The organism is Jatrophihabitans lederbergiae, assembly GCF_031845305.1.
In the GTDB taxonomy this organism is placed as follows: domain Bacteria; phylum Actinomycetota; class Actinomycetes; order Mycobacteriales; family Jatrophihabitantaceae; genus Jatrophihabitans_A; species Jatrophihabitans_A lederbergiae.
Genome location: NZ_JAVREH010000018.1, coordinates 46,188 through 68,102, shown reverse-complemented (window position 1 = coordinate 68,102; position 21,915 = coordinate 46,188). Strand labels below are relative to the sequence as shown.

At 67.3% G+C, this 21,915-nt stretch carries 17 protein-coding genes and 4 pseudogenes; 14 read left to right on the top strand and 7 right to left on the bottom strand.

Annotated features, from left to right (window positions below; all coding sequences use genetic code 11):
• Positions 1 to 36 precede the first annotated feature (36 nt).
• Complete coding sequence (locus RM423_RS13930) at positions 37 to 654, top strand: dihydrofolate reductase family protein (protein ID WP_396327719.1); 618 nt, start codon at positions 37 to 39, stop codon at positions 652 to 654.
• Positions 655 to 667: 13 nt separating this feature from the next.
• Positions 668 to 1,052: pseudogene (locus tag RM423_RS25645) on the top strand (pyridoxamine 5'-phosphate oxidase family protein).
• Positions 1,053 to 1,337: 285 nt separating this feature from the next.
• On the opposite strand, the pseudogene RM423_RS13920 reads toward RM423_RS25645, so the two are convergent.
• Positions 1,338 to 1,672: pseudogene (locus RM423_RS13920) on the bottom strand (transposase); the annotation flags it as partial.
• A 7-nt stretch (positions 1,673 to 1,679) separates the two neighbouring features.
• On the opposite strand from RM423_RS13920, the pseudogene RM423_RS13915 reads away from it, so the two are divergent.
• The 4 genes and pseudogenes from RM423_RS13915 to RM423_RS13900 form a co-directional block, all read left to right on the top strand.
• A pseudogene (locus tag RM423_RS13915) lies at positions 1,680 to 1,967 on the top strand (transposase); the annotation flags it as partial.
• Between the two features lie 327 nt (positions 1,968 to 2,294).
• Positions 2,295 to 2,624 (top strand): hypothetical protein, encoded by a 330-nt coding sequence (locus RM423_RS13910; protein ID WP_311423637.1) that lies wholly within the window; start codon positions 2,295 to 2,297, stop codon positions 2,622 to 2,624.
• A 442-nt stretch (positions 2,625 to 3,066) separates the two neighbouring features.
• Positions 3,067 to 3,477, top strand: coding sequence for a VOC family protein (locus RM423_RS13905; protein WP_311423636.1), 411 nt, complete (start codon positions 3,067 to 3,069; stop codon positions 3,475 to 3,477).
• 10 nt (positions 3,478 to 3,487) lie between these two features.
• The gene (locus tag RM423_RS13900; protein ID WP_311423635.1) at positions 3,488 to 3,655 is read left to right on the top strand and encodes a hypothetical protein; all 168 of its coding nucleotides are present in this window, start codon (positions 3,488 to 3,490) and stop codon (positions 3,653 to 3,655) included.
• 86 nt (positions 3,656 to 3,741) lie between these two features.
• Here the strand turns inward: RM423_RS13900 and RM423_RS13895 are convergent, their stop codons facing one another.
• Complete coding sequence (locus RM423_RS13895; protein ID WP_311423634.1) at positions 3,742 to 4,671, bottom strand: tyrosine-type recombinase/integrase; 930 nt, start codon at positions 4,669 to 4,671, stop codon at positions 3,742 to 3,744.
• A 286-nt stretch (positions 4,672 to 4,957) separates the two neighbouring features.
• On the opposite strand from RM423_RS13895, the gene recC reads away from it, so the two are divergent.
• The 4 genes and pseudogenes from recC (at position 4,958) to recD (ending at position 13,511) form a co-directional block, all read left to right on the top strand.
• Positions 4,958 to 8,230 carry an exodeoxyribonuclease V subunit gamma gene (gene recC, locus RM423_RS13890; RefSeq protein WP_311423633.1) on the top strand — a complete coding sequence of 1,091 codons (3,273 nt, stop codon included), beginning with the start codon at positions 4,958 to 4,960 and terminating at the stop codon, positions 8,228 to 8,230.
• Positions 8,227 to 11,563 (top strand): annotated as a pseudogene (locus RM423_RS25640) (UvrD-helicase domain-containing protein). The gene recC and the pseudogene RM423_RS25640 overlap by 4 nt, the downstream one beginning before the upstream one ends.
• Positions 11,560 to 11,901, top strand: a complete 342-nt coding sequence (locus tag RM423_RS25635) for a hypothetical protein (RefSeq protein ID WP_396327718.1) — start codon at positions 11,560 to 11,562, stop codon at positions 11,899 to 11,901. Before RM423_RS25640 ends, RM423_RS25635 begins: the two are co-directional and overlap by 4 nt.
• Positions 11,901 to 13,511, top strand: coding sequence for an exodeoxyribonuclease V subunit alpha (gene recD, locus RM423_RS13875; RefSeq protein WP_396327717.1), 1,611 nt, complete (start codon positions 11,901 to 11,903; stop codon positions 13,509 to 13,511). Before RM423_RS25635 ends, recD begins: the two co-directional genes overlap by 1 nt.
• 35 nt (positions 13,512 to 13,546) lie before the next feature.
• Here recD and RM423_RS13870 read toward each other — a convergent pair whose 3' ends face one another.
• The 3 genes from RM423_RS13870 to RM423_RS13860 are packed head-to-tail and all read right to left on the bottom strand — an operon-like array spanning position 13,547 to position 16,040.
• Positions 13,547 to 13,846, bottom strand: coding sequence for a hypothetical protein (locus RM423_RS13870; RefSeq protein ID WP_311423630.1), 300 nt, complete (start codon positions 13,844 to 13,846; stop codon positions 13,547 to 13,549).
• The gene (locus tag RM423_RS13865; protein WP_311423629.1) at positions 13,843 to 15,153 is read right to left on the bottom strand and encodes an ISL3 family transposase; all 1,311 of its coding nucleotides are present in this window, start codon (positions 15,151 to 15,153) and stop codon (positions 13,843 to 13,845) included. Before RM423_RS13865 ends, RM423_RS13870 begins: the two co-directional genes overlap by 4 nt.
• Positions 15,081 to 16,040, bottom strand: coding sequence for a DUF262 domain-containing protein (locus tag RM423_RS13860; protein WP_311423628.1), 960 nt, complete (start codon positions 16,038 to 16,040; stop codon positions 15,081 to 15,083). The genes RM423_RS13865 and RM423_RS13860 overlap by 73 nt, the downstream gene beginning before the upstream one ends.
• A gap of 606 nt (positions 16,041 to 16,646) precedes the next feature.
• On the opposite strand from RM423_RS13860, the gene RM423_RS25630 reads away from it, so the two are divergent.
• From RM423_RS25630 to RM423_RS13845, 4 genes are all read left to right on the top strand, one after another.
• Positions 16,647 to 17,222 (top strand): tyrosine-type recombinase/integrase, encoded by a 576-nt coding sequence (locus RM423_RS25630; RefSeq protein ID WP_396327716.1) that lies wholly within the window; start codon positions 16,647 to 16,649, stop codon positions 17,220 to 17,222.
• Between the two features lie 57 nt (positions 17,223 to 17,279).
• Entirely contained in the window at positions 17,280 to 17,657 is a 378-nt protein-coding gene (locus RM423_RS13855) for a hypothetical protein (RefSeq protein WP_311423627.1), read from the top strand.
• 178 nt (positions 17,658 to 17,835) lie between these two features.
• On the top strand, positions 17,836 to 18,573 hold the full coding sequence (locus RM423_RS13850; protein WP_311423626.1) for an MOSC domain-containing protein: 738 nt from the start codon (positions 17,836 to 17,838) through the stop codon (positions 18,571 to 18,573).
• Positions 18,574 to 19,142: 569 nt separating this feature from the next.
• Entirely contained in the window at positions 19,143 to 19,847 is a 705-nt protein-coding gene (locus tag RM423_RS13845) for a carbon-nitrogen hydrolase family protein (RefSeq protein WP_311423625.1), read from the top strand.
• Between the two features lie 88 nt (positions 19,848 to 19,935).
• Here the strand turns inward: RM423_RS13845 and RM423_RS13840 are convergent, their stop codons facing one another.
• Both RM423_RS13840 and RM423_RS13835 read right to left on the bottom strand, forming a co-directional pair.
• Positions 19,936 to 20,775: an oxygenase MpaB family protein gene (locus RM423_RS13840; RefSeq protein WP_311423624.1), complete on the bottom strand. Its 840-nt coding sequence runs from the start codon at positions 20,773 to 20,775 to the stop codon at positions 19,936 to 19,938.
• Positions 20,772 to 21,905, bottom strand: a complete 1,134-nt coding sequence (locus tag RM423_RS13835; RefSeq protein ID WP_311423623.1) for a hypothetical protein — start codon at positions 21,903 to 21,905, stop codon at positions 20,772 to 20,774. Before RM423_RS13835 ends, RM423_RS13840 begins: the two co-directional genes overlap by 4 nt.
• Positions 21,906 to 21,915: the final 10 nt, after the last annotated feature.

Below are 21,915 nucleotides of genomic sequence, written 5' to 3'. Positions count from 1 at the left end.
AGTCTCTTCACGGAACTCCCGAAGGATCACGCGATGATGAGCAAGGTGTTCGTAGCACTGTCGACGTCGGTCGACGGGTACATCACCGGGCGCGATCCCGGGGCTGGTCGCGGCCTTGGTGACGGGCCGACGCTGTTCGACTGGTACTTCGACGGTGACACGCCCAGCCAGGTTTTCGACGGATTCCGGTTGAGCGAGGCCAGCGCCGGTGTCTTCGATGCCGTCGCCGGTCGTGTCGGCGCCAGTCTGGCCGGTCGCAACACCTACGACGACTCGGGTTGGGCTGACGGTGGGACGCCACACCCGACCGCACCGTTGGTCGTGCTCAGCCACCGACCGCTCCCAGCGACGCACGAGCGGCAGACACTGGTCACGACGGGGATCGAGGACGCGGTCGCGGCCGCACGGAAGTTCGCCGGTGACAAGGACGTCGGCCTGATGGGCGGCGACGTCACAAGTGCGGCCCTGGCGGCGGGACTGGTTGATGAGGTGATCCTGCATCAGGTGCCCGTCCTGCTGGGCGGCGGCCGACCGTTCTTCCAAGCGCTGCCCCAGCACATCGAGCTGCGCCTCGTCGAAGCCGTCCCCGCCCCGGGCGTGACCCACCTGCACTACGAGGTGCTGCGATCCTCACGCACCGACAATCCCCGCTGAGAGCAGCAAACCGATGCTCGATCCCGACGTGCGCCGCGTGCTCGACGGCAGCCCGATCGCACACCTCGCCACCGTCCTGCCGGACGGCTCTCCGCACACCCCCCCGGTCTGGGTCGGTGCCCAGGACGATCGGATCGTCTTCTTCACCGGTCCCGGTACGCGCAAGCACGCAACCTGCGCCGCCACGCATGGCGCTGTCGATCGCGCCCGCCGAGAACCCGTTCGAGCCAGTCGTGATCCGCGGCCAAGTCGTCGAATGGATCGACGAAGACGCCTCGTGGGAAATCATCGACCAGATGGCGAGGAAATACACCGGCGCGCCATATCCCCGAGCGCAAGAACACGTTGCGGCCATCATCGAAGCCGAGCGACAAACGGTGGCGCCTTGGCTGAGCTGAACGGCCGCCGACCCGCACAGCCGGTCAACACCCTTGTCCTCCCGCCGACTATTCCGCAAGCGGAACGTCCTGCGGCACGCCCAGACTCGGCCGGCGGTCGACGTCGGTGCTGTGCGGCCGTTCAGCTGGTGACGTAGTCGGTTGACCAGGGGCCGACCGCTGTGCCCAAGATAACAGTGTCTTGCTCAGCCCCGTCGAAGTGCACGGCTCCCGCGGGGACATACAGGAAGCTGCCGACTGGAAGATGTCAGCTGCCGACCGGTCGAGGTGGGGCCCGTAACCCAGGGTGCCGGGCCGGTCGAAGTAGGCCAACACGTCGACGGATCGCCGTTTCAGGGTGCGGCCGAGGGTGATCAGCTCGCTCAGCTCGTCGGGGACGCCTCGACTGATGGATGTGATGACCTTCGCGAGGGCGATTTTCGCGGCGCTGCGGTCGGGTTGGCGGTAGGCGGTGTCGATGCGCTGGTAGATGCCCCAGGTGGCCTCGACCTCGACGTGCGCCTCGCCGGCGAACACCGCGGTCAGTCGGGCGTGCTGGCGGTCGGTGAGCAGCTCTATGCCGGTGCGCAGCACCGGCGGATGCCGTAGATCGGGTCACCGGAGCGTCCGCGGTGCCCGCCGACCTCAAAGCAAGGGCCGTTGGCGCACCTGCCCTCGGGTTCGTTCGCCGCCAACAGCGCGTGGCTGGTCCTCGCCGCGATCGCGTTCAACCTGACCCGCGCCGCCGGCACCCTCGCCGGCACATCCCACGCCCGGGCAGTCACGGCCACCATCCGGGCTCAGCTGATCAACGTCCCCGCCCGGATCAGCCGCTCAGCACGCCGAACCGCCCTCCGAATGCCCACCGGCTGGCCCTGGCGGCATGCCTTCGACACGGTATTCGCCGCAGCACTCAGCCCGCCCTCCCCAACCTGAAACCGAAACCACCAGCCCCAGGGCGCGACCGGAAAACCAAGTGGAAAAGCCGGGCACACCGGCAACACCGACCTGCCCAGCCAACAAAACCACAAGCGCGAATCCAGAAACCGATCACACAATCAACCACGGTGCACCCGGGCTGAGGCATCGAGCATCAACCGATCGTGCCATTCGGCGCTGACATCGGGTGCGGTGCGACCGGGCGCGGTCGGGCACGTGCGGTGGGCAGGGTGAGCAGCGGTGTGGGCGGGGGAGCCGTCAGGTCGGGTGCGGAGTTCTCGTGAGCGGAGGCATCAAAGTGAGCCGCGAACGCGGTCGGTGAATGTGCGGTACACCGTTGAGGAGTACGCCGCGGTCACCGCCGCTGCCGGCTGGTCGGACCTCAGCCCGACCGCCTACGTCGGTACGGCGGCGCTGGCTGCCGCTCGCGGTACGGAGGCGCCTGGGGCGCCGATTCGGGAGGCGCTGACGGAGCTGATGCCGGCGCGGACCGCGGCGGTGCGCATCGGGGTTGCGGTGAACAAGTTGGCGGCGAAGGCCCTGGCTGGCGCCGACGTCACCGCGGCCGAACTGGCCGCGGCCCCTGATGCCACCGCGCGGGCGGTCGCCCGGGACGAGCAGGTCGCCGCGGTCGTTCATCGGGTGATCGCGTGATCGGGCGGGTGTTTCGGGGTCGCTCGCCGTACGGGTTGGTGAAGTACCTCTACGGCGAAGGGCGGCGTAATGAGCACACCGATGCGCACCTGGTCACCTCGTGGGATGGCAACCCGGCCGGGGCTGGAGCCGGAGTACGTAGTCGAGCTAGGCAGGCACCAGGTGGTGTCGTTGGTGCGGGTGTGTGAGCGGGCGCCGGAGGAGTTCGTCTATCACTTGGTGTTACGTAACGACCCGGGCGATCGGCGGCTGTCGGATGAGGAGGGGGGGCAGGTGTGCCGGGCGGCGATGGACCGGACCGGTATCGCCCCGGAGGGTGATCCGGCTGGGAGCCGGTGGGTCCCGGTGCGTCACGCCGAGGACCACGTCCATCTACATCCAGACAGGTCAAGTCACCACATTGCGGCGCAGCCGGAGAAACTTGCAGCGCTACCCTAACGAAATGGGCCAACCGTCATTGAATTTCACTTCTGTATCTGTTGCCGCGCCGGATCCACGTAAGCTCGCCGAGTTTTATAGCGAGTTACTGGGTCTTCCCATCACAAGCAGCGAGCCGCCTCATCCCGGCGCACCGCCCGAGGACGGTTGGGCTCAGATTCGCCCTCCGAAAGGGAAGTCTGGACCGACACTGAACTTTGAGTACGAACCGGGCCATGTGCGGCCGGTGTGGCCGTCTGTCGAGGGCGGACAACAGTTGCAGACACATCTTGACCTTGCAGTGGACGACATGCAGGCAGCCGTGTCGTGGGCCGAAGGCGTCGGTGCGGTACTTGCCGACTTTCAACCTCAAGACCACGTGCGGGTCATGCTCGATCCGGTTGGTCATCCTTTTTGCTTGTTCCTGCAGAGCTAGCGTCGCGGGCATGCGCGCGAGGCCCGGGTCAGCCCCGCTGCAGTCGGACGTGGAGGCCCTCGTCCACTGCGTCACCGGCTCCCAGCACACGCGCACGCTCCTGCAGATCGTGATCACCGGCGACGAGGCAGCAGACACCCCGGGAGAGGTGCTGGTGTACTTCACCACCTGCGGGTAGCCGGCGGGCGGCGACCGACGTCGCGGGACGCCCGATCGGGGGCAGGTCACGCTACAAGGCTCAGGTTTACGTAATAGGTTCTCGGCTTACATTCCCCGCCGCCGGAGTGCTTCGCTGGCCTCGGCTCGTCGGGTGCGGCTGACTTCGGTGTAGCCGGCGACGGAGCCGAGGCCGTGGTGGCCGAGGTAGTCCGCGGTCAGTCGGGGGTCGCCAAGTTCTTCTTGGACGATGGTGCCGGCGGTGTGACGGAACCTGTGTGGGTGCAGTTTGGTGACGCGGTCGCGGGTGCCGAGGCGTTCGCATAGGGCTTCGGCGCCACGGACGCTGAGTCGTCGCCCTATCCGTCCAGGGGAGTAGCTGACAAACAAGGCGGGGCCCTCGTCGGTTCGCGCGGTGAGGTAGCGGTCGACCTCGGCGCAGGCGCGGTCGGTGATGACCACGGATCGGTCGACGTCGCCTTTGCCTCGCACGATGACGGTGTGCCGGCTCCAGTCCGCGCGGTTGAGGGCGAGTGCTTCCGATATGCGGCAGCCGGTGGAGATTAGGAACGCCACCAGTGCCCGGTCTCGTAGGCCAGCGGGGTTGAGTTCGACGTCCTCGGCTGCGTCGGCGGTGACGCGCGCTAGCTCGTCGTCTTGTAATGGTTTGGGTAGCCGTCGGGGGAGTTTGGGCAGGTCGATGGTGACGCCGAGGTCCCCCGGGGTCCACTCCTCGCGGGCGCAGAATCTCAGGAACGAACGCAGCGCAACCAACCTGCGGTGTCTAGTGGGCGCCGCCAGCGGCGTGGAGCGGTCGGGGCCGCGGGCCAGATCGGACTGGAAGGCGCGCAGCAGCTCGCGGTCGACGCCGTCGAGGCGGGTGACGCCGACGTCAGCGGCGTAGGTGAGGAAGATGGTGAGGTCCTGCTTGTAGGCGCGCACCGTGTTCGGGCTGCGGCCCTTGTCCAGGGCCTGCCAGTCCAGGTATTCCTCTACCGCCTGGTCTAGGGGAGTTGAGCTTTCGATCGGGCTGGTCACTGGTTAAGGCTAGTGCGCATAACCAAATTTCCCGCAGTGTCTTCCGCGGGCGTGCCCTGGTCGGGGGAGTGACGTCGGTGGCAGGCGGACCTTATCCACTGTGAGCTCGCCGCTGACCGACGCAACACCCGACTCGATACGCAGGCGTTGATCTTGCGGAGGCCGTTATCGTCACAATCATCAGCCACGTCCCGACCGTGAACGATGCGCCCACGCTCGCGCGGCGGCCGGATGACTGTTGCCGAAGAACGACAAGACTGTCGCCTGAGCGTGTGAAGATGACCCAGTGCCGCGTCCGATGATCCATCGCTCCGAACGCGCAGACCCGCTTGTGGACGCACTGGGGGAGCTTCTGGCGAGCCCGCCGACCGATCTATTCGTCGCTGATGTCGTGGCCGTGCCCTCGCGCGGGGTTGAACGCTGGCTCGCGCAACGGCTCAGTCACGTGCTCGGCGCAGTCAATGGTGACGGTGTGTGCGCGAACGTCGAGTTCCCGCCCTCGACCACGATGCTTGACGCAGCCGTCGCCGCCGCTGACCCGAACTACGCCGAAAGTGTCGAAGTCTGGGCACCCGCGCGCATTGTGTGGCCGATCATGGCGCTTCTAGACGACATCCACACGCGCCCCTGGGGCGCCGCACTGGGCGCGCATCTTGCCGGTGACCCCGGCCGCCGCTACGCCGTCGCCGCCAAACTCGGCCGCCACCTAGACGCCTACGGCCGCTCACGTCCGGACATGCTGCGTGCCTGGGCGACTGGACGTGACGAGCAAGGCGACGCCGCTGCGGTACCGGACGACTTGCGCTGGCAGGCGCAGCTGTTCCGGCAGCTCCGCGACGAACTCGGCGCGGCGCCGGCCGAGCTGCACGAGGCGGCGTGCGCGCGGCTACGGACTGCACCCGGCACGGTTGACTTGCCTCAGCGGGTGTCGATCTTCGGCGTCACACGCATCGCGCCCACACGCATTGCCGTCCTCGACGCGCTCGCCGAACACCGCGACCTGCATCTGTGGCTCAATCATCCTTCACCGGCCCTGTGGAACGCCGTCGCCGGCGACCGACCAGGCCCAGGACGCCGCGCCGATGACCGTGGCGCGCAGCTAGTAGGAAACCCACTACTAGCCTCGCTCTCCCGGGACATCCGCGAACTACAGCAGCTTCTACCGCCGGCGGACACCGTCCACCATCCGGTCCCGCCCCGCCCGGGCACGCTACTGGGCGCGCTCCAAGACCAACTCGCCCGCGACTCCGTGCCGACGCAGCCGGTCAAGCTTGACCCGGCCGACAGAAGCCTCGTCGTGCACGCCTGCCACGGGTCCGCCCGCCAGACCGAAGTCGCGCGGGAGGCAATCCTCGCGCTACTGCGCGATGACCCGACGCTCGAGCCTCGCGACATCCTGATCATGTGCCCGGACGTCGAGGTGTTCGCTCCATTGATCGCCGCAGCATTCGGCATGCTCGACGAGCCCGGCGCACACCCGGCAACGCAGCTGCGAGTCAAGGTCGCCGACCGCTCTCTGCGCCAAACCAACCCGATGGTCGGACTGCTCACCCAGATTCTCGAGCTCGCAGGCTCCCGCATCACCGCAAGCGCGGTACTCGACCTCGCCGGCACCGCACCCGTCCGCCGCAAGTTCGCATTCACCGACGACGACCTCGAGCGACTCCGTGAGTGGGTCAGCGCCACCAACGCACGGTGGGGCCTGGACGCTGAGCACCGCACCCCCTACGGACTTGGCCACGTCGGGCAAGGGACATGGCGGGCAGCGCTAGACCGACTGCTGCTGGGCGTGGCTATGGAGGAGGACGGACGTTGGCTCGGGACCGCGCTACCGTTCGATGACGTCGACAGCGGCTCCATCGACCTCGCAGGCCGGGTCGCCGAACTCATCGACCGTCTCGACGCGGCCGTCCGAGCAACGGAACAGCCGCACACGGTGGCGCAGTGGGCGACACTGCTGGCAGACACGGTCACGAGCCTCGGCGAGGCTGAGCACTCCTGGCAGGGTGCGCAGCTGCGCGGCGAACTCAACGACATCGCTGAGTCCTCTGGCGCCGTGGAACTCACCCGCCCCGACGTTGCGGTGCTGCTGACGCACCGATTGGAGGGTCGTCCGACCAGAGCGAGCTTCCGCACCGGCACCCTTACCGTCTGCACCCTGGTGCCGATGCGGTCAGTCCCGCACCGCGTCATCTGCTTGCTCGGCATGGACGACGGAGCGTTCCCCCGCCATGGAGTTGTCGATGGCGACGACGCGCTTGCGCGCGACCCGCGCACCGGCGAGCGGGATGTCCGCAGCGAAGACCGTCAGCTGTTTCTCGACGCGATTTGCGCCGCGCAGGAGCACCTGCTCATCACCTACACCGGCGCCGACCCGCGCAGCGGCGCCACCGTTCCGCCCTGCGTGCCGCTCGGTGAGCTCATGGACGCCATCGACGCCACCGCCTGCACAGCGAACGCTCGCCCGGCACACGAGCAGGTCGTCATCGCCCACCCGCTCCAGCCATTCGACCCCCGCAACTTCGAGCCCGGCCGCCTGGGAGTGAGCCAGCCGTTCTCCTTCGACCCGTCCGGGCTGGCCGGCGCGCAAGCCAGCGTCGGACCCCGCCATGCGCCCACACCGCTGCTGACCAAGCCGCTGCCGCAACCGCTGGATGCGCCGGTCGAACTCGACGACCTCGTCGAGTTTGTCTTGGACCCCATGAAGCACTTCCTCAGACGCCGCCTGCAGGTCGCTACCTGGCAAGACGACAGCGAGCCGGAAGATGCGCTGCCGCTGGATATGGGCGGACTGCCGGAGTGGGCCGTCGGCGAAGCTCAGCTGACCGCACGGCTGTCCGGCATCGAGCTCGATGCCACACGAGAGCTTGCCGTGCGCCGCGGCGACCTGCCGCCGGGCCTTCTCGGTCACCGACTCCTCGGCACGGTCGCAGGCACGGTCGAAGCGCTGTTGGGCGTATGCATGCAGCAACGGCAGGTCGCTGCCCGAACCGTTGACATCGACCTTGACCTCGACGGCGTCTCACTCGGTGGCACCGTCGGCGGCGTCCACGGAACGACGCTGCTAGCCGTCTCGTACTCCACCCTCGGGCCCAGGGCGCGTCTGCGGGCATGGGTGCGTTACCTCGCGCTCGTCGCCCAACTCAACGACAACGCCCTGACAGCCCTGACGGTCGGCAAAGCCGGCGCCGTCGCCGGCCGCACGATCATCCGCGGTGTCACCCCGGACGCCGCCCGAGCTAGGCTTATCGACCTGCTGGAGCTGCGCCGCGCCGGTCTACGCAGCCCACTGCCGATCGCGCTGAAGACATCCGAGAAGTACGCCGAACGCCTAGCCGCTGGCAAGACCGAGCAGGACGCGCTCGCCGTCGCAGGCACACGCTGGCGCAACTTCGACTACGGCGGGGAGAACCTCGAAGTCGCCCACGAGCTGATTCTCGGACAGAACAGTGACATCGCGGCGCTCGTCGACTACGACATCACCGGCGACGACACCCTCCGCTTCGCCCCGCTCGCGCACTGCCTATGGGACCCGCTGCGCGCTGCCGAGACCTCATGACGACCGACTTGAGCGCGGCCCGCACTGCCGCGTACGAAGAGTTCGATCTGCTTGGTCCCCTACCGACCGGCACCACAGTGCTGGAAGCAAGCGCCGGAACCGGCAAGACGCACACCATCGCCGCGCTCGTCACTCGCTACGTCGCCGAAGGCATCGCCACGATCGACGAGATGCTCGTGGTCACCTTCGGTCGAATGGCAACTCAAGAGCTACGCGACCGCGTCCGAGGCCGGCTGGTGTCCGCCCGCGACGCGCTGGCAGACCCTAGCCAGGCGGCCAAAGCCGAGGACCCTCTCATCCGACACCTCGCCGCAGAAGACGCACCAGCGCGCTGGCAGCGGCTCGCTCACGCGCTCGGCTCGTTCGACACCGCAACAGTCGCCACCACGCACGAGTTCTGCCGCCGCGTTCTCAGCGGCCTCGGCACAGCAGCCGACATCGACACCAACATCACCTTCGTCGACAACGTCGACGACCTCACCGTCGAGGTCGTCCAAGACCTCTACCTGCGCATGTGGTCACGTCCCAATGCCGACGCGCCGCCCATGGACGTCAAGAGCGCAATCGAGCTCGCCAAAGCCGTCGTGAGCGACCACCACGCACAACTGCGACCGGACGACGGCGCACCGAACTCCGCAGCAGACCTTCGCTTCCGGTTCGCGCGAGCCGTCCGCGAGGAGGTGGAGCGACGCAAACGCGAGCGGTACCTGCTGACGTTCGACGACCTGCTCACCCGACTGCAGAAAACTCTCGACGCTGACGGCAGCGGCGCGATCGCAGCAGCGCGGCTGAGGCAGCGGTACAAGGTCGTGCTCGTCGACGAGTTTCAGGACACCGACCCGGTCCAGTGGGACATCCTGCGTTTCGCCTTCCACGGCCACACGACGCTGGTACTCATCGGTGACCCCAAGCAGGCCATTTACGCGTTCCGGGGCGCAGACGTGCACACCTACCTAGCCGCGGATGAAGTCGCCGAGCACCGGCGCACCCTCGGGACCAACTGGCGCAGCGACCCCGACCTGCTCGCCGGGCTCGAAGCTCTTTTCCGCGGCGCCGCACTCGGCGATGACCGCATCGTGGTGCGTCCCGTCGCCGCCGGGCACTCAGGACGTTCGCTGTCGCTACCGGGCGCACCGATCGAAATCCGCGCCGTGCGGTCCCGCCACCGCCGTCGGCCCAGCCCGCGACGCCGTCGTGGCCGACGTCGCACGGACCGTCGTAGAGCTTCTGGACACTGGCATTGAACTAACCCCGCGCGCCGACGCCCGTGCGACAGTCGGCCCGCGCCCACTACGCCCGGGCGACATAGCGATCGTCGTCGACACCAACCATCAGATCGACCTGCTCCACGACGCGCTCCTGAGCGCCGGCGTGCCGTCGGTCCAGCGCAAGACCTCCAGCGTCTTCAAGACCATCGCCGGCAACGACTGGATCGTGCTGCTGGACGCAATTGCCCAACCGCAACGCAGCAACCTGCTGCGCCGCCTAGCCATCTCCTCGTTCGTCGGCTGGAGTGCCGCGGACCTGGACACCGCCGACCTGGACACGCTCGGCCTGCGTGTTCGCCGCTGGCTGCGCGTCTTCGACGAACGAGGCGTGGCGGCATTGTTCGAGGCCGTGAGCCGCGACCAGCAGCTACCGCGCCGAATGCTCAGCGAGATAGACGGCGAACGCAGACTGACCGACCTGCGACACGTCAGCGAGGCGCTGCATGCCGAAGCAACTACCGGCCAGCTGGGCCTAGCCGCGCTGCTGGACTGGTTGCGCCGGCGCGTTCGCGAGTCCGCCAGCGACTCCACTATCGAACGCAGCCGCCGCCTCGACTCGGACGCGGCAGCGGTCCAGCTCGTGACCGTCTGGACCAGCAAAGGCCTAGAGTTCCCGGTCGTGCTCGTGCCGTTCGAGTGGGACCGGTACGACAGGCCCGACGCGGTGCCGCTGTTCCACGACGAGCACGGCCACCGCATCCGGTACGTCGGCGGTAACGGCCCCGGCTACGACGAGGCCGTACAGTCCGCGCTCTCCGAAACGCGTGGCGAGCAGCTGCGTCTGCTCTACGTGGCCGTTACTCGTGCCCAAGCCCGCGTAGTCGCCTGGTGGGCGCCGACGAAGAAGAACACCGAGATCTCGCCGCTGCACCGGCTGCTGTTCACCGCCGATCCGGCCATCGGAGTGCCCGAGCAAGTGCCGCCGTACCCCGAGGAGCGCGCAGCCCGCACGATGCTCGAGCTTGCGGCACCTGACCAGCTCGCCATCGCCGCATTCCACCCGGGAGCGGTGACGCAGTGGCGCGCCCCGGCGCAGGAGTCGACAACGCTCACCGCCGCCACCTTCGGGCGAAGCGTCGACATTGACTGGCGGCGAACCTCCTACAGCGCTCTCACCAGCGGCGTGCACGACGCTTCGCCGCCGGTCACCAGCGAACCCGAACTGACAGAGAAGGACGACGAGCCGGATACGTCAGCCCCACTTGCCGGTGGCGGCGAGGCCTTACGTGCGTTCGTCTCACCGATGAATGCGCTGCCGGGCGGTCCAGCCTTCGGCACGCTCGTGCACGCGGTGTTCGAGGCAACCGATACTGGAGTGTCCGACCTGCAGGCCGAGATCACGGGGCACGTTGCCGCTGAACTTGCCAAGGCAGGTATGCGCGGCATCGGCGTAGCTGAGCTCACCGATGCGCTGCTTCCATCGCTGGCCACGCCGCTCGGGCCGCTGGCAGACAATTGCGCTCTCACCGACATCGCCGTCACTGACCGGCTCGCCGAGCTTGACTTCGAACTGCCGCTGCGCGGCGGCGACCAACCCAACGGCGTCACCGCGCTGCGCGAAATCGCGGCCCTGCTGCGGCAATATCTGAGTGCCGAAGATCCGATGCGCGCCTACGCGGCACTGCTGGAGGACCCAGTCGTCGCCGACGGGCTACTGCGCGGCTATCTCACCGGCAGCATCGACGCGGTCCTGAGGGTCGGCGAAGGGGACACTCAGCGGTTCGTCATCGTCGACTACAAGACCAATCGCCTCGGCGAACCCGACGAGCCGATCTCCGCGTGGGACTACCGTCCGGACGCACTGGCCGAGGCGATGCTGCACGCGCACTACCCGCTCCAGGCATTGTTGTACGCCGTGGCGCTGCACCGGTTTCTGCGGTGGCGCCTACCTCACTACGACCCGAATCAGCACCTCGGTGGCGTGCTGTACCTGTTTCTACGAGGCATGGTTGGGCCGGATGTTACAGGCGACGACGGCGCCATCCCAGGCGTCTTCCAGTGGCATCCGCCGGCAAAGCTCGTCACAGCTCTGTCTGACCTGCTCGCGACAGGAACGTCGTCATGAGCGCACTCATCGCTGCGCGAGCAGTCGGGCTGCTCGCCGACTTCTCAACCGCCGGAGTGCTCGCACCCGCAGACGTCCACGTTGCGATGCGCCTGGGTGCGCTGGTCAACGCAAGCGACGACCGGGTCCTGCTCGCGGCCGCGTTGACCGTCCGCGGGACACGGCACGGGTCGGTAGTGCTCGATCTGGCCGAGGTCGCCACCCAGATCGTCGCTGACCCGACAACGCCGACATCGACAGCGCCGCGGATAGCTTCGCAGCCGGCGCCTCCGAGACGGTCGAGCTGCCGTGGCCCGAGCTTGAGCCGTGGGTTACCGCGGTCGCCGCGAGCCCCCTAGTGACCGGTGTCGCTGGCGGGCCCCCGCTGCAAATGGTCGGTAGCCGGCTATGGCTCGACCGGTACTGGCGTCAAGAAGTTCAGGTCGCGACCGACCTGCTACGCCGCAGCGCCGACCGGCCCGGCGACCTGGACCTCGACGCATTGCGCGGAGATTTGGACGAGCTGTTTCCCGAGGCTGGCTCCGCGGACCAGCGCGCTGCGGTTGCGGTCGCCGCGCTGTCACGGGTCGCGGTCATCGCAGGAGGCCCCGGCACTGGCAAAACTACGACTGTCGCTCAACTCATCGCTGTCCTGCGTCGCCGTCTGAGTCCAGGCGTCCGAATTGCACTCGCCGCCCCGACCGGCAAGGCGGCTGCACGGCTAGAAGAAGCCGTGCATTCCGCTACCGGAGCGCTGTCTCCCGACGATCGCGCAGGACTGGCGCAACTGCCGGCGTCGACGCTGCACCGGTTGCTTGGCTGGCGTCCGGGCTCTAACAGCCGCTTCCGGCACAACCGTGACAGTCACCTGCCCTACGACGTCGTCATCGTGGACGAGAGCTCGATGGTGTCTCTGACATTGATGGCGAGGCTGCTAGAGGCGCTGGCACCCTCGACGCGGCTCGTCCTCGTAGGCGACCCCGACCAGCTCGCGTCCGTCGAAGCTGGTGCAGTCCTCGGGGATCTGGTCGACCCTGCGGACATCGGCCCGGTGACCGAACAGTTCCGTAGCGACCTCAGCCGCGTTGTCCAGGACCTAGCGGCCGAGACCCGACCGGACTCTCACGGTGCACGGCTGGCAGAGTCGGTCCGGCTGCTGCGCACGGTCCACCGTTTCGACGCTGGCGGTCCCATCGCACAGCTCGCCGCACTCATCCGCGCCGGTGACGCCGACGGTGCGCTGGAGCTGCTGCGCGACAGCGACGCCGCCAGCATCGAGTTCTACGAGGTCGCCGACGACGCGCGGATCACTGCCGACCCATTCGCAGCAATCGAGGCCGCCGTCACCGGCCACGAGCGCGCAGTAATAGCCGCTGCCCGTGCAGGTGATATCGACGCCGCCCTCACCGCCTCCGAGCAGCATCGGCTACTGTGCGCGCACCGCGCCGGCCCGCGAGGGGTGCGCCACTGGACGGAAGTCGCGCAGCGGTGGCTCGCGTCCGAGCTGGACGTGGTCGGCCGGACCGACGGCCACTACGCCGGTCAGCCGCTGCTGGTGACCTCTAACGACTATGAGACCGGCCTGTACAACGGCGACACCGGCGTGGTCGTGCGCCGAAATAGCGACAACGACGGTGAAGAACTCGCTGCAGCGTTCCGCCGGGGCGGACAGCCGACCGTACTGCCGCTGGCCCGACTCGGTGACGTTCGGCCGATGCACGCCATGACGGTCCACCGGGCCCAGGGCAGTCAGTTCCGCAACGTGTCCGTCGTGCTGCCGCTAGCGAGCTCGCCGCTGGCAACACGACAGACGTTATACACGGCCGTCACCCGCGCATCACAGCGCGTGCTGGTTGTTGGATCAGCGGAGTCTGTGCGAGCGTGCGTCGACCGGCCGATCGCCCGCGCGACCGGCTTGCGGGGCCGCCTTGAAACGCCTTTGGAGCCGGTATGCGACACGTCTAGCTGAATTGGTCGAGGGGAATTACGTGAGAAACTGGTCGGTCAAGCAGAACGATTGCCAGGTAACGAGCTGACGGTCACCTGAGCCAGGACCTGGTTGAACCAAAGAACCGCCGCCTCGCCATCCTTGCGGGTCACTTCGTCGACGGTCCTGCTATGCCGAATGCCGTTGCGCAACTCGGCGAGTTGCCCGAACCGCCCATTAAGGCTCTCCTTTGTCGCGAAAGAACTTTCGAAGGTGGGCCACGCGGTCTTCGAAGTAATGATCTCCTGCAACTCACGAAGGTCGCAGTACTCCAGTAGCCGCACGACGCTGGTCAGGTCGACGTCGATCCGGCTCATCGCAGAAGAGGGTGTATTCGGGGTCTGAAGCCGCCGGTGTCGAGCAGTGATCTGGCGATGTAGTTGGTGAGGTTGCGGAAGCCGAGGGCGGTGCCGCGCAGGTGTTCGAGGCGGCCGTTGATGGCCTCGGTGGGTCCGTTGCTGGTGCGGGGCCGGTCGAAGTAGGCCAGCACGTCGACGGCGCGGCGGGTGAGGGTCCGGCCGAGGGTAGTCAGCTCGCTGAGCGCTGCGGGCACGCCTTTGCTGATGGCGTCGATGATCTTTGTGAGCGCGGTCTTCCCGGCGGCACGGTCGGGGTGCCGGTAGGCGGCCACGATGCGCTGGTAGATGCCCCAGGTGGCCTGGACCTCGACGTGCTGGCCGTCGGCGAACACGGTGGTGAGCCGCTGCCGCTGCTTGTCGGTGAGCAGGTCAGCGCCGGTGCGCAGCACGCGGCGGATGCCGTAGAGCGGGTCCCCGATCCGGCCGCGGTGTCCGCGGGTGTTTTGTTGGACGCGTTGGCGGCAGCGGTCGAGGGCGTCGCCGGCGAGCGCGACGACGTGGAAGGGGTCCATGACCGCGACCGCGTCGGGCAGTTCTTCGCTGGCGGCGGTCTTGAAGCCGGTGAACCCGTCCATCGCGACGACCTCGATCCCGTTACGGAACTGGGCTGTCTGCGCTTGCAGCCAGCCCTTGAACACCTGTTTAGAGCGGCCTTCGACCATGTCGAGCAGCCGGGAGGGCCCGACACCGTCGCGGACCGGCGTCAGGTCGATGATCACGGTGACGTACTTGTCGCCGCGGCGCGTATGGCGCCAGCAGTGTTCATCGACGCCGATGACCCGCACCCCGTCCAAGCGGTGCGGATCATTGATCAGCAGCGCCCGGCCGGCGGCCAGGACCGCGTCGTTGACGGTGTGCCAGGAGGCGCCGAGCCCGGCCGCGACGCGGGCGATCGACAGCCGGTCGAGCACGACCGACTTCAGCGCCCACAGCACCGCGTGCCGCGACAGCTTCGCCCGCGGCGCCGCTGCCGAGGACGTGTCTTGGCGCCACACGTGCCCGCAACCGGTGCACCGGTAGCGGCGCACCCGCACCACCAGGATCGTCGGCCGCCAACCCAGGGGAACGTGAGCGAGCTGGCGCAACACGGTGTCGCGGGGGACGCCCTGGCAGCCGCACTCGTGGCACCAGTCATCGGGCTCGAGCACCCGGCAGGCCAGCACCGCACGGTCGTCCTGGACCTGCTGCCCGGTCACCGACAGACCGAGACGATCCAGCAGGCAGAAGCTGTCCAGATCAGGGCAGGAGAAAGTAGCGTTGAGCACGTCGAGGTCTTCCGGATGGGTGGCGTGAGAACCTCCATCATCGGAAGACCTCGACCCTCCCCCGATGACCGACGCGCCCACATGTGCTTCAGCTGAAGTCCCTGAGGTTTCATCAGAGCGTTGATCAGGTCGAAGACGTCGAGCTGCTTCCCCTTGCTGTTGATCTGCGTGAAGATGTCGCAGACCTTATCTAGCTGCAGGTCCCGGTCAAGCTCAACGTACGAGACTTGATATTGCTCGGTGATGCCTCGGAGGTGCTCACCAAACTCCCGGGCGTTACTGGCGTGCACGGCCGCAGCTTCGGCGTCTTCCTGCTCGCCGTCCGAGGTGGCCCGAGCCTTCTCCTCCGTCCAGTACTTCTCATAACCCTGTGCCCAGTTGGCCAGAGACCAACCGCCTTTACCCATGATCGAGAGCGGAAAGACGTGGCGGCGGTACTGGGCCGATTCGTTCTCGCTCACGGCGCGCATGGAACGTCTCCAGTCGTGAGCGAACGCCTCGTCGTAGGCCTCTTCCATGAACTTGTCTACGCGAATGTAGAAGAGATACCGGTTCGATCGACCCCGCATCGGCAGGTCAGGCGCAACGAAGGCGTAGTACATCGCAGTCAGTCGCTGCTGGCCGTCCAGCACGATGTGCTCAGGGCTGCCCTCCGGGGCACCGAAGATCGGCTCGCACGACAAGCTGGCGAGGTTGCTTGGTTGCGCCTTCCACAGCAACAGACTGCCGATGTAGTAGTCAAGGAAGATCGACCGCATGAGGTCCCTGACGTCCGAAGGGTCCCATTCGAACTCACGTTGAAAGTCTGGGATCACAAAGCGGCCGTCCTTTAGGTGGCCTATCAGAGTCCCCAGACTTACGTGATCGGGCTTTTGGGCGTCTTTCATGCGCTTCGTCTCCTACGGGCGGAGCTCTGCAGCTCCTTCTGACCTACGTCCTGGCCTAGTCAAGCACCCGCCTTGCAACCTCAGGAACCGGACAGACGCCCGGTGCCCGACCAGCGCGATCGAGAGAGGTGGATCGGTCGACGGCGACGCCAGCACACACCTCTGCGAGCGCTCGACCCACCGCATCTGACCGGCGGCCGCGGGGAGAAATATGTGTGTGCGTTGCTGTCGTCACGGCGACAGCAACTGTTCGGGCGCGCCCCGGTCCGCGATGCGTGCTCCGAGCGGGCCTAGCACTGCGGGTAATAATAGTTTCACGCAGTGCAGTGCGGTCTGAGAGTTGATACCGCGCGCCGCCGCCACGTCGGATCGTCTGGAGCGCGCTCACGATCGACACCCAAAGGCTTCGGGCGGCGTCTCGTCGGTTGGCATCATCAGCAAACGGCACGCACCACCTCGCCCTCCGCAGACACCGTCTGCCAGGACACGCTGCTGGCCGAACCCGCAGGAGGTCTTGAAAGGTGGTGATCGGTTGCCGACACGGTCGGCTGCTTGGGCTTGAGGGTGGGCCTGGGGCCTCAACATTCGTGGTGCTTAGGACACGAAATGGGGAGGCCCCAGGTGGATGGAAACGGTAGCGCAGGCACGGCGATGTTGGGGCTGGCAGGCTTCGTCCTGCTCGCGGTTTCCGAGCTCGGCGGTGAGGTTGAGCAGGCGATCGAAACGACCGAGAGGGTGGTCGGCTGCCCGGCGCTGTGGGGTGCTGGCGACACGCCGCGCTCGCTTCCCGTGGACCCGTGTCGGGATCCGAGCAGCGCTGTTCGTCGACCTCAGCGGCGAACCACTGCAGCGCGGCGGACTCCAATACCTCGTCGAGATGGCACTGCGCGCTGCAGGCGTCGGGGACCGCCGCTCCCCGGTGTCCTCGTCCACGCCCTGCGCCACACCTACGCCACTCGACCGGCCGACGTCGGCGCCTCCGCGAGGGAGATCATGGCGTTGCTCGGCCACGCCTCGCTGACCACCAGCCAGGCCTATATAGACGCCACCGCTTCCGAGGAGCGTCGGTCCGCCGCCGCTAACCGGACCTACCGGGCGCTGGACGGCTTACTCGCACAGGGACGTGCGACCCTAGCGGAGCGCTGGTCGCGGTACAGGGACCGATTTCGAAGACGCACGTGACAAGATCATCTACGGCGCCGGCGGCAAAGCAGCTCGGCGCTCAGCGGAGGGATGGGTATGGCTCACGAACCGTTGCCGATCGTTGAAGCGACGTTGGATGACCTCCGCCTCGACTTGGACAACTACCGGATCCTGACCCTTCGCGAGGACGACGCGGCGACGCTTGGCTACTTGTTCGCGTCCGAGGACATGCTTGGCGCCGCCCGCGTAATACTCCGAAACGGCTACTTCGACAATGAAGTGCCGACTCATAAGATGGCGGTGATGCGGCGCTTCCTGGCTGGAGTCAAGTTCCGCAACGGGAATCTGAACACTCGGTCGAACGAGTTCAGGCGGGACGCGCCCGAGAAACGCCAACTCGTCGCGATACTGCTGGGCCAGCCCTTTTCCGACCGATTCGGACCGCACCGGCGCGGGCCGAGTAGCCGAACATGATCGACATGACGGACAGGGACGAGACAGTGGCTGCGGGCGCTCAAACTGCTTCACCCACTGCGGGACCGGCGATGAGTGGCTTCGCCAGCCGACCGCCCGTCGGCACGTGCAGCGTGCTTGCGCCGATCTGTCAGGCGATCGTGCAGGATAAGCCTGTGATCATCGCGCAGCTCACAAGATGTCTGTGACCGGCCGGGCGGTGCTGATCGGTACCGTCGCCCGCCTATACCGATATCCAGTGAAGTCCACCGCTGGTCAAGCCGTGACGGCCGCGCCGCTCGGTTCTCGAGGCCTGTTGCATGATCGCGAGTGGGCCGCCTACACCCCTGACAGCGGCATCGGCAGTGGCAAGCGAACGCGCCGCTTTCGGCCGGTTGCTGGGCTGATGCAGTGGCGCTCGGAAGCGGCGGATGAGGACCGAGTGCCATGGCTGATCAGCCCGCAGGGCGACCGCTACCGGGTCGATGACCCGGCCGCGTCGCAAGCACTCACGCACGCGCTGGGACAGCCGCTGACACTGCGACGAGAAACCACGATCCCTCACCACGACGAAGCCAGCGTCCACCTCGTTACCACCTGCTCGATCGCTAGCACCGAGGCCCTCCTCGGAGGAACGGTCGACAACCGCCGAGTGCGCCCCAATATCGTTCTCGATACCGGCCCGGAGCCAACCTGGCTTGAGGACGACTGGGCCGGCGCAAGCATCACGATAGGGGCCCACGCGATGCTGCGAATCGGAGCCGGCATGACCCGCTGCGTGATGCTTGACCAGCCACAGGTGGGCGTTCGAGCCGAACCTGCCGCGCTGCAGATCCTGGGGCGAGCCCACAACCTCATCCTCGGCGTGCAAGCCGGCGTCACTCATCCTGGCGTCATCAGAGCCGGTGACCCAGCCGTCCTAATGCACAACGTCTGACAGGCCCCTTTCGCGAACTGGACTGTCCACATAATGGAGGCCGACTTGATCAGAGCACGAACGAAGGAGGGCATGCGAGTCGCCAAGGCCGAGGGTCATCTGCGCGGCGAGCAACCCCAAACTGAGCCCCCCGCCAGGAAGCACGCCTGGTCGAGCTGATCCGGTCGGGCGAGTACACCACCGGCGAGGTCGGCGACCTGTTCGGCGTCGCTCGCTTGACCGTCTACCGCGCGCTCGCCCGCAGCAAACAGCGCGCGGCGCACGCGGGCATCACCGCCACGCCCGGACCGTCACGGATGCCACAACCTGGACCGGCGGCTTCGGGCGCGGAAGCTGAAACGACCTATCGCCGCGGCATGGTGTCAGCGACTTCCCGTCCGTCAACCGGGCAGCACGACGCAAGCCGGCACCCCCGCGATGCCCGCAACCAACACCGAAGACGGGACGCTGACCATCGTTGCCACCGAGCCGCGCAAGCCCGCGAAGTCCCGCAGCTTGCGCCACAAGCGATTCGGCGTGAGGGGCGGCGCTCGTCGCCGCACAGCGTGGGAGCAGTGGATGATGTCGGGGTGCGTGCACCCTCGCTGACGGTCGCTGCGGCTCAACCGGCCTGCCGTGCGCTAGACGTTGCCGGCAACGCCGAGGCGCACGCTGGTGTCGTGCGTGCGGCGCAGGCGCGCGTTGTCGTCTTTCCAGAACTGTCGCTGACCGGGTACGAGCTGGATGCGGCTCCTGTCGCATGCGATCACGACGTGTTGATTCCGATCATCGACGCCTGCGCAGCGACCGGGTCGCTCGCTCTTGTGGGCGCCCCCGTCGAGGAGCAGGGTCGGCGCTTCATCGCGATGCTGGCCGTCGACGGGGCGGGTGCGCGGCCCGCGTACCGCAAGACGTGGCTGGGCGGCAACGAGCCGACGCAGTTCCACCCCGGTGACGGCCCGACGGTGCTGGAGGTAGACGGGTGGCGGCTCGGGCTGGGGATCTGTAGTGACACCGGCGTCGCTCAGCACGTCGCTGGCATCGCGGCACTGAACGTCGATGCCTACCTCGCAGGGCTGGTACACCGGCCGCAGGAGCTCCCGGAGCAAGAGGCCCGGGCTGTCGTCATCGCCCGCGCCTGCCGGGCGTTCGTCGTCTTCGCCAGCTTCGCCGGCCCGACGGGAGACGTCTTCACCCAGACGGCAGGAGCGTCGGCGATCTACTCGGCGGAAGGCCTTGCCATCGCCCGCACCGGCCCGGACCAAGGAGGCGTCGTCCGGGCCACCCTCACCTGAGACCGCCCCCTGCAGGTTCCTTTGGTTCTCGTGGTGATCGCAACCACCGAGGGCCGGTCCCACTTCGATCAGTGCTTAGTAGCGCGGGTCAGGCCGAGTCCCGCGGTCCTAGCTGGTCGAACTGATAGCCGTTGGGATAGACGCCTTCGACCTTGCGGCCGGGCTTGAACCAGCTGTCGGTGCGCGGTGCGTGGCGGTGGTGGCCACGTCGCCGGCGGATGGTTCCGACGAGTCGCATCAGGGCACGCCCGGCGCGGGGTGCCGGTGCTAGGCCTACTGCTTCGGCCACGTAGTCATCGAGGATGAGGCGCGTCAGCAGCGTGGCGGCCGGCTTAAGTGGTCGGGGGAGCTGTTCGGCCATGACGTTTTCGGTGGATTTCATGAGTGCACAGCCGGCGTCGCTGTAGCGGACGTTGCGGGCTTCGTAGTCGTCGAAGATGCGCTCTGCGTCACGGTAATTGGCCGGGAGGTTATCGATGTTCATTCGACGGCCCAGTTCGCGGTAGAACGTGGTGATGGCTGCCGTCTCGGTGTCGGTGAGCTTGCGTGGGCCGTAGTTGTGGAGCCAGCGGGTGGGAACGACGATGAAGGTGGTCAGGACGTAGAGGTAGTCCTCGGCCGCGATGTCCCAGCGCTTGTGCATCTTGTTGAGTGCGCGCACGACCTGGCGGCCGCGTTCGCTGTCGTAGCCGGCTTCGATCAGCTCGTACATGAACAAGCCGGTGTCCATCGACCGTTTGTGGGGCTGGGTCTTGATCTCGCCGGTGTGCGCCAGGAGTTCCGCGATCCGGGGCACGGCGAAGGTGCGGTAGAAGGCCAGGTTGAGCCCGACCCGGATATCGCGCACCAGCTCGAAGAGGGCGACGTTGCGGTACACCTGGTGGGCTGTCGCCAGCTCATCCTCGGTTTCCCGGGCTTCCTGGGTCATGGTGTTACCTCCGTCGCCGTCGTCGCTCGCGTGGGCGTACGCAACGACCGCTCAATGGTCTCAGCTTGCCTGTAGAGCGATTCCAGGTAGCGGGCGGTGTGATCGGTGCGGCCGGTGTCGGCCACGGGCGAGCCGGTGATCGGGTAAGCGTCCAGGGCACCGGTTTTCTTGGCGGTCAAGGCTTGGTGCAGCCAACCCGCCAGGCGACACAGAGCTAGGTCGTCATCGATCACACCGTGCGTGTGGGGGCCTGGTGGTGGGGCGTAGGCAGTGAGTCGCCTCAGCCCCTCGTGGATCATGGCCACGCCGGCCACGAGCCGTTCAGCCGTGGTCAGCGCCGCTGGGGTTTCGATGTCGGGGAATTCGCGTTGCAGCTGGTCAACGAACGCGGCCAGGCCCCTCCATTGCTCCCGGAGCTGTCGGTCGCGTCGGCGGCCGGCGAGCCGATCCCAGCCGGCCTCGTAGGCGGTTCCGATGGCGATGAGGGAGACGGACAGGGCCAGCACGGCGGCTTCGGCCGCCTGGTCGAACTCGATGAGAGCAGGCCCGTGACCCCACCACCAACCCAGAACGGTGATGGTCTTCTCGACGATGTATGCGCCGCCGATGGTGGTTCCGAGCCCGACAAGTGTGACCGCTGTCCGGGTCGGGGCGTGTTCTTCGACGCGCCGGAACCGCCAGCAGAGCCGGGAGGCAACCCAGAGCGCCCATCCGAGGTAGCCGAGGAAGCTGGCCCAGTGCACGAGGCTGTGCCACGTGTTGTCGTAGTACTCGGCCCGGTGCTGCAGGCTCGGCGGAAGGGTTCGTGGTGGGTCGATGAGCCAGGGCAGAACGCTGACGGCGAGCGCGGCGGAAAACGCGAGCCAGGTGCGGCGCGGGGTGTGCGGCTGCGCGCCGGGCGGAAGTAGGTGGGCCACCACCGCGGCGGTGTTGGCGGCGGAAAAGAGGGCGAAGCTGTGCTTGAGCACCGCGGCCGAGCCCGGGGCACCCACGAGGTCTTCAACGGCCCGGTACATGCCCTCGATTTGAAGGGTTTGGCCGAGGGTGAGGGTGAGTAACGCGAACCAGAGGAGGCGGCTGTTGGCCTGGGTGACCATCCGGACTCGTAACAGGGTGACGGTCCAGACCACGACGGCTCCC

Coding starts and splice junctions, on each gene's coding strand:
- RM423_RS13930 (WP_396327719.1), top strand. CDS start 37: ATGAGCAAGGTGTTCGTAGCACTGTCGACGTCGGTCGACGGGTACATC.
- RM423_RS13905 (WP_311423636.1), top strand. CDS start 3,067: ATGGGCCAACCGTCATTGAATTTCACTTCTGTATCTGTTGCCGCGCCG.
- RM423_RS13900 (WP_311423635.1), top strand. CDS start 3,488: ATGCGCGCGAGGCCCGGGTCAGCCCCGCTGCAGTCGGACGTGGAGGCC.
- RM423_RS25635 (WP_396327718.1), top strand. CDS start 11,560: ATGAGCGCACTCATCGCTGCGCGAGCAGTCGGGCTGCTCGCCGACTTC.
- RM423_RS13870 (WP_311423630.1), bottom strand. CDS start 13,846: ATGAGCCGGATCGACGTCGACCTGACCAGCGTCGTGCGGCTACTGGAG.
- RM423_RS13860 (WP_311423628.1), bottom strand. CDS start 16,040: ATGAAAGACGCCCAAAAGCCCGATCACGTAAGTCTGGGGACTCTGATA.
- RM423_RS25630 (WP_396327716.1), top strand. CDS start 16,647: ATGGGGAGGCCCCAGGTGGATGGAAACGGTAGCGCAGGCACGGCGATG.
- RM423_RS13855 (WP_311423627.1), top strand. CDS start 17,280: ATGGCTCACGAACCGTTGCCGATCGTTGAAGCGACGTTGGATGACCTC.
- RM423_RS13850 (WP_311423626.1), top strand. CDS start 17,836: ATGTCTGTGACCGGCCGGGCGGTGCTGATCGGTACCGTCGCCCGCCTA.
- RM423_RS13840 (WP_311423624.1), bottom strand. CDS start 20,775: ATGACCCAGGAAGCCCGGGAAACCGAGGATGAGCTGGCGACAGCCCAC.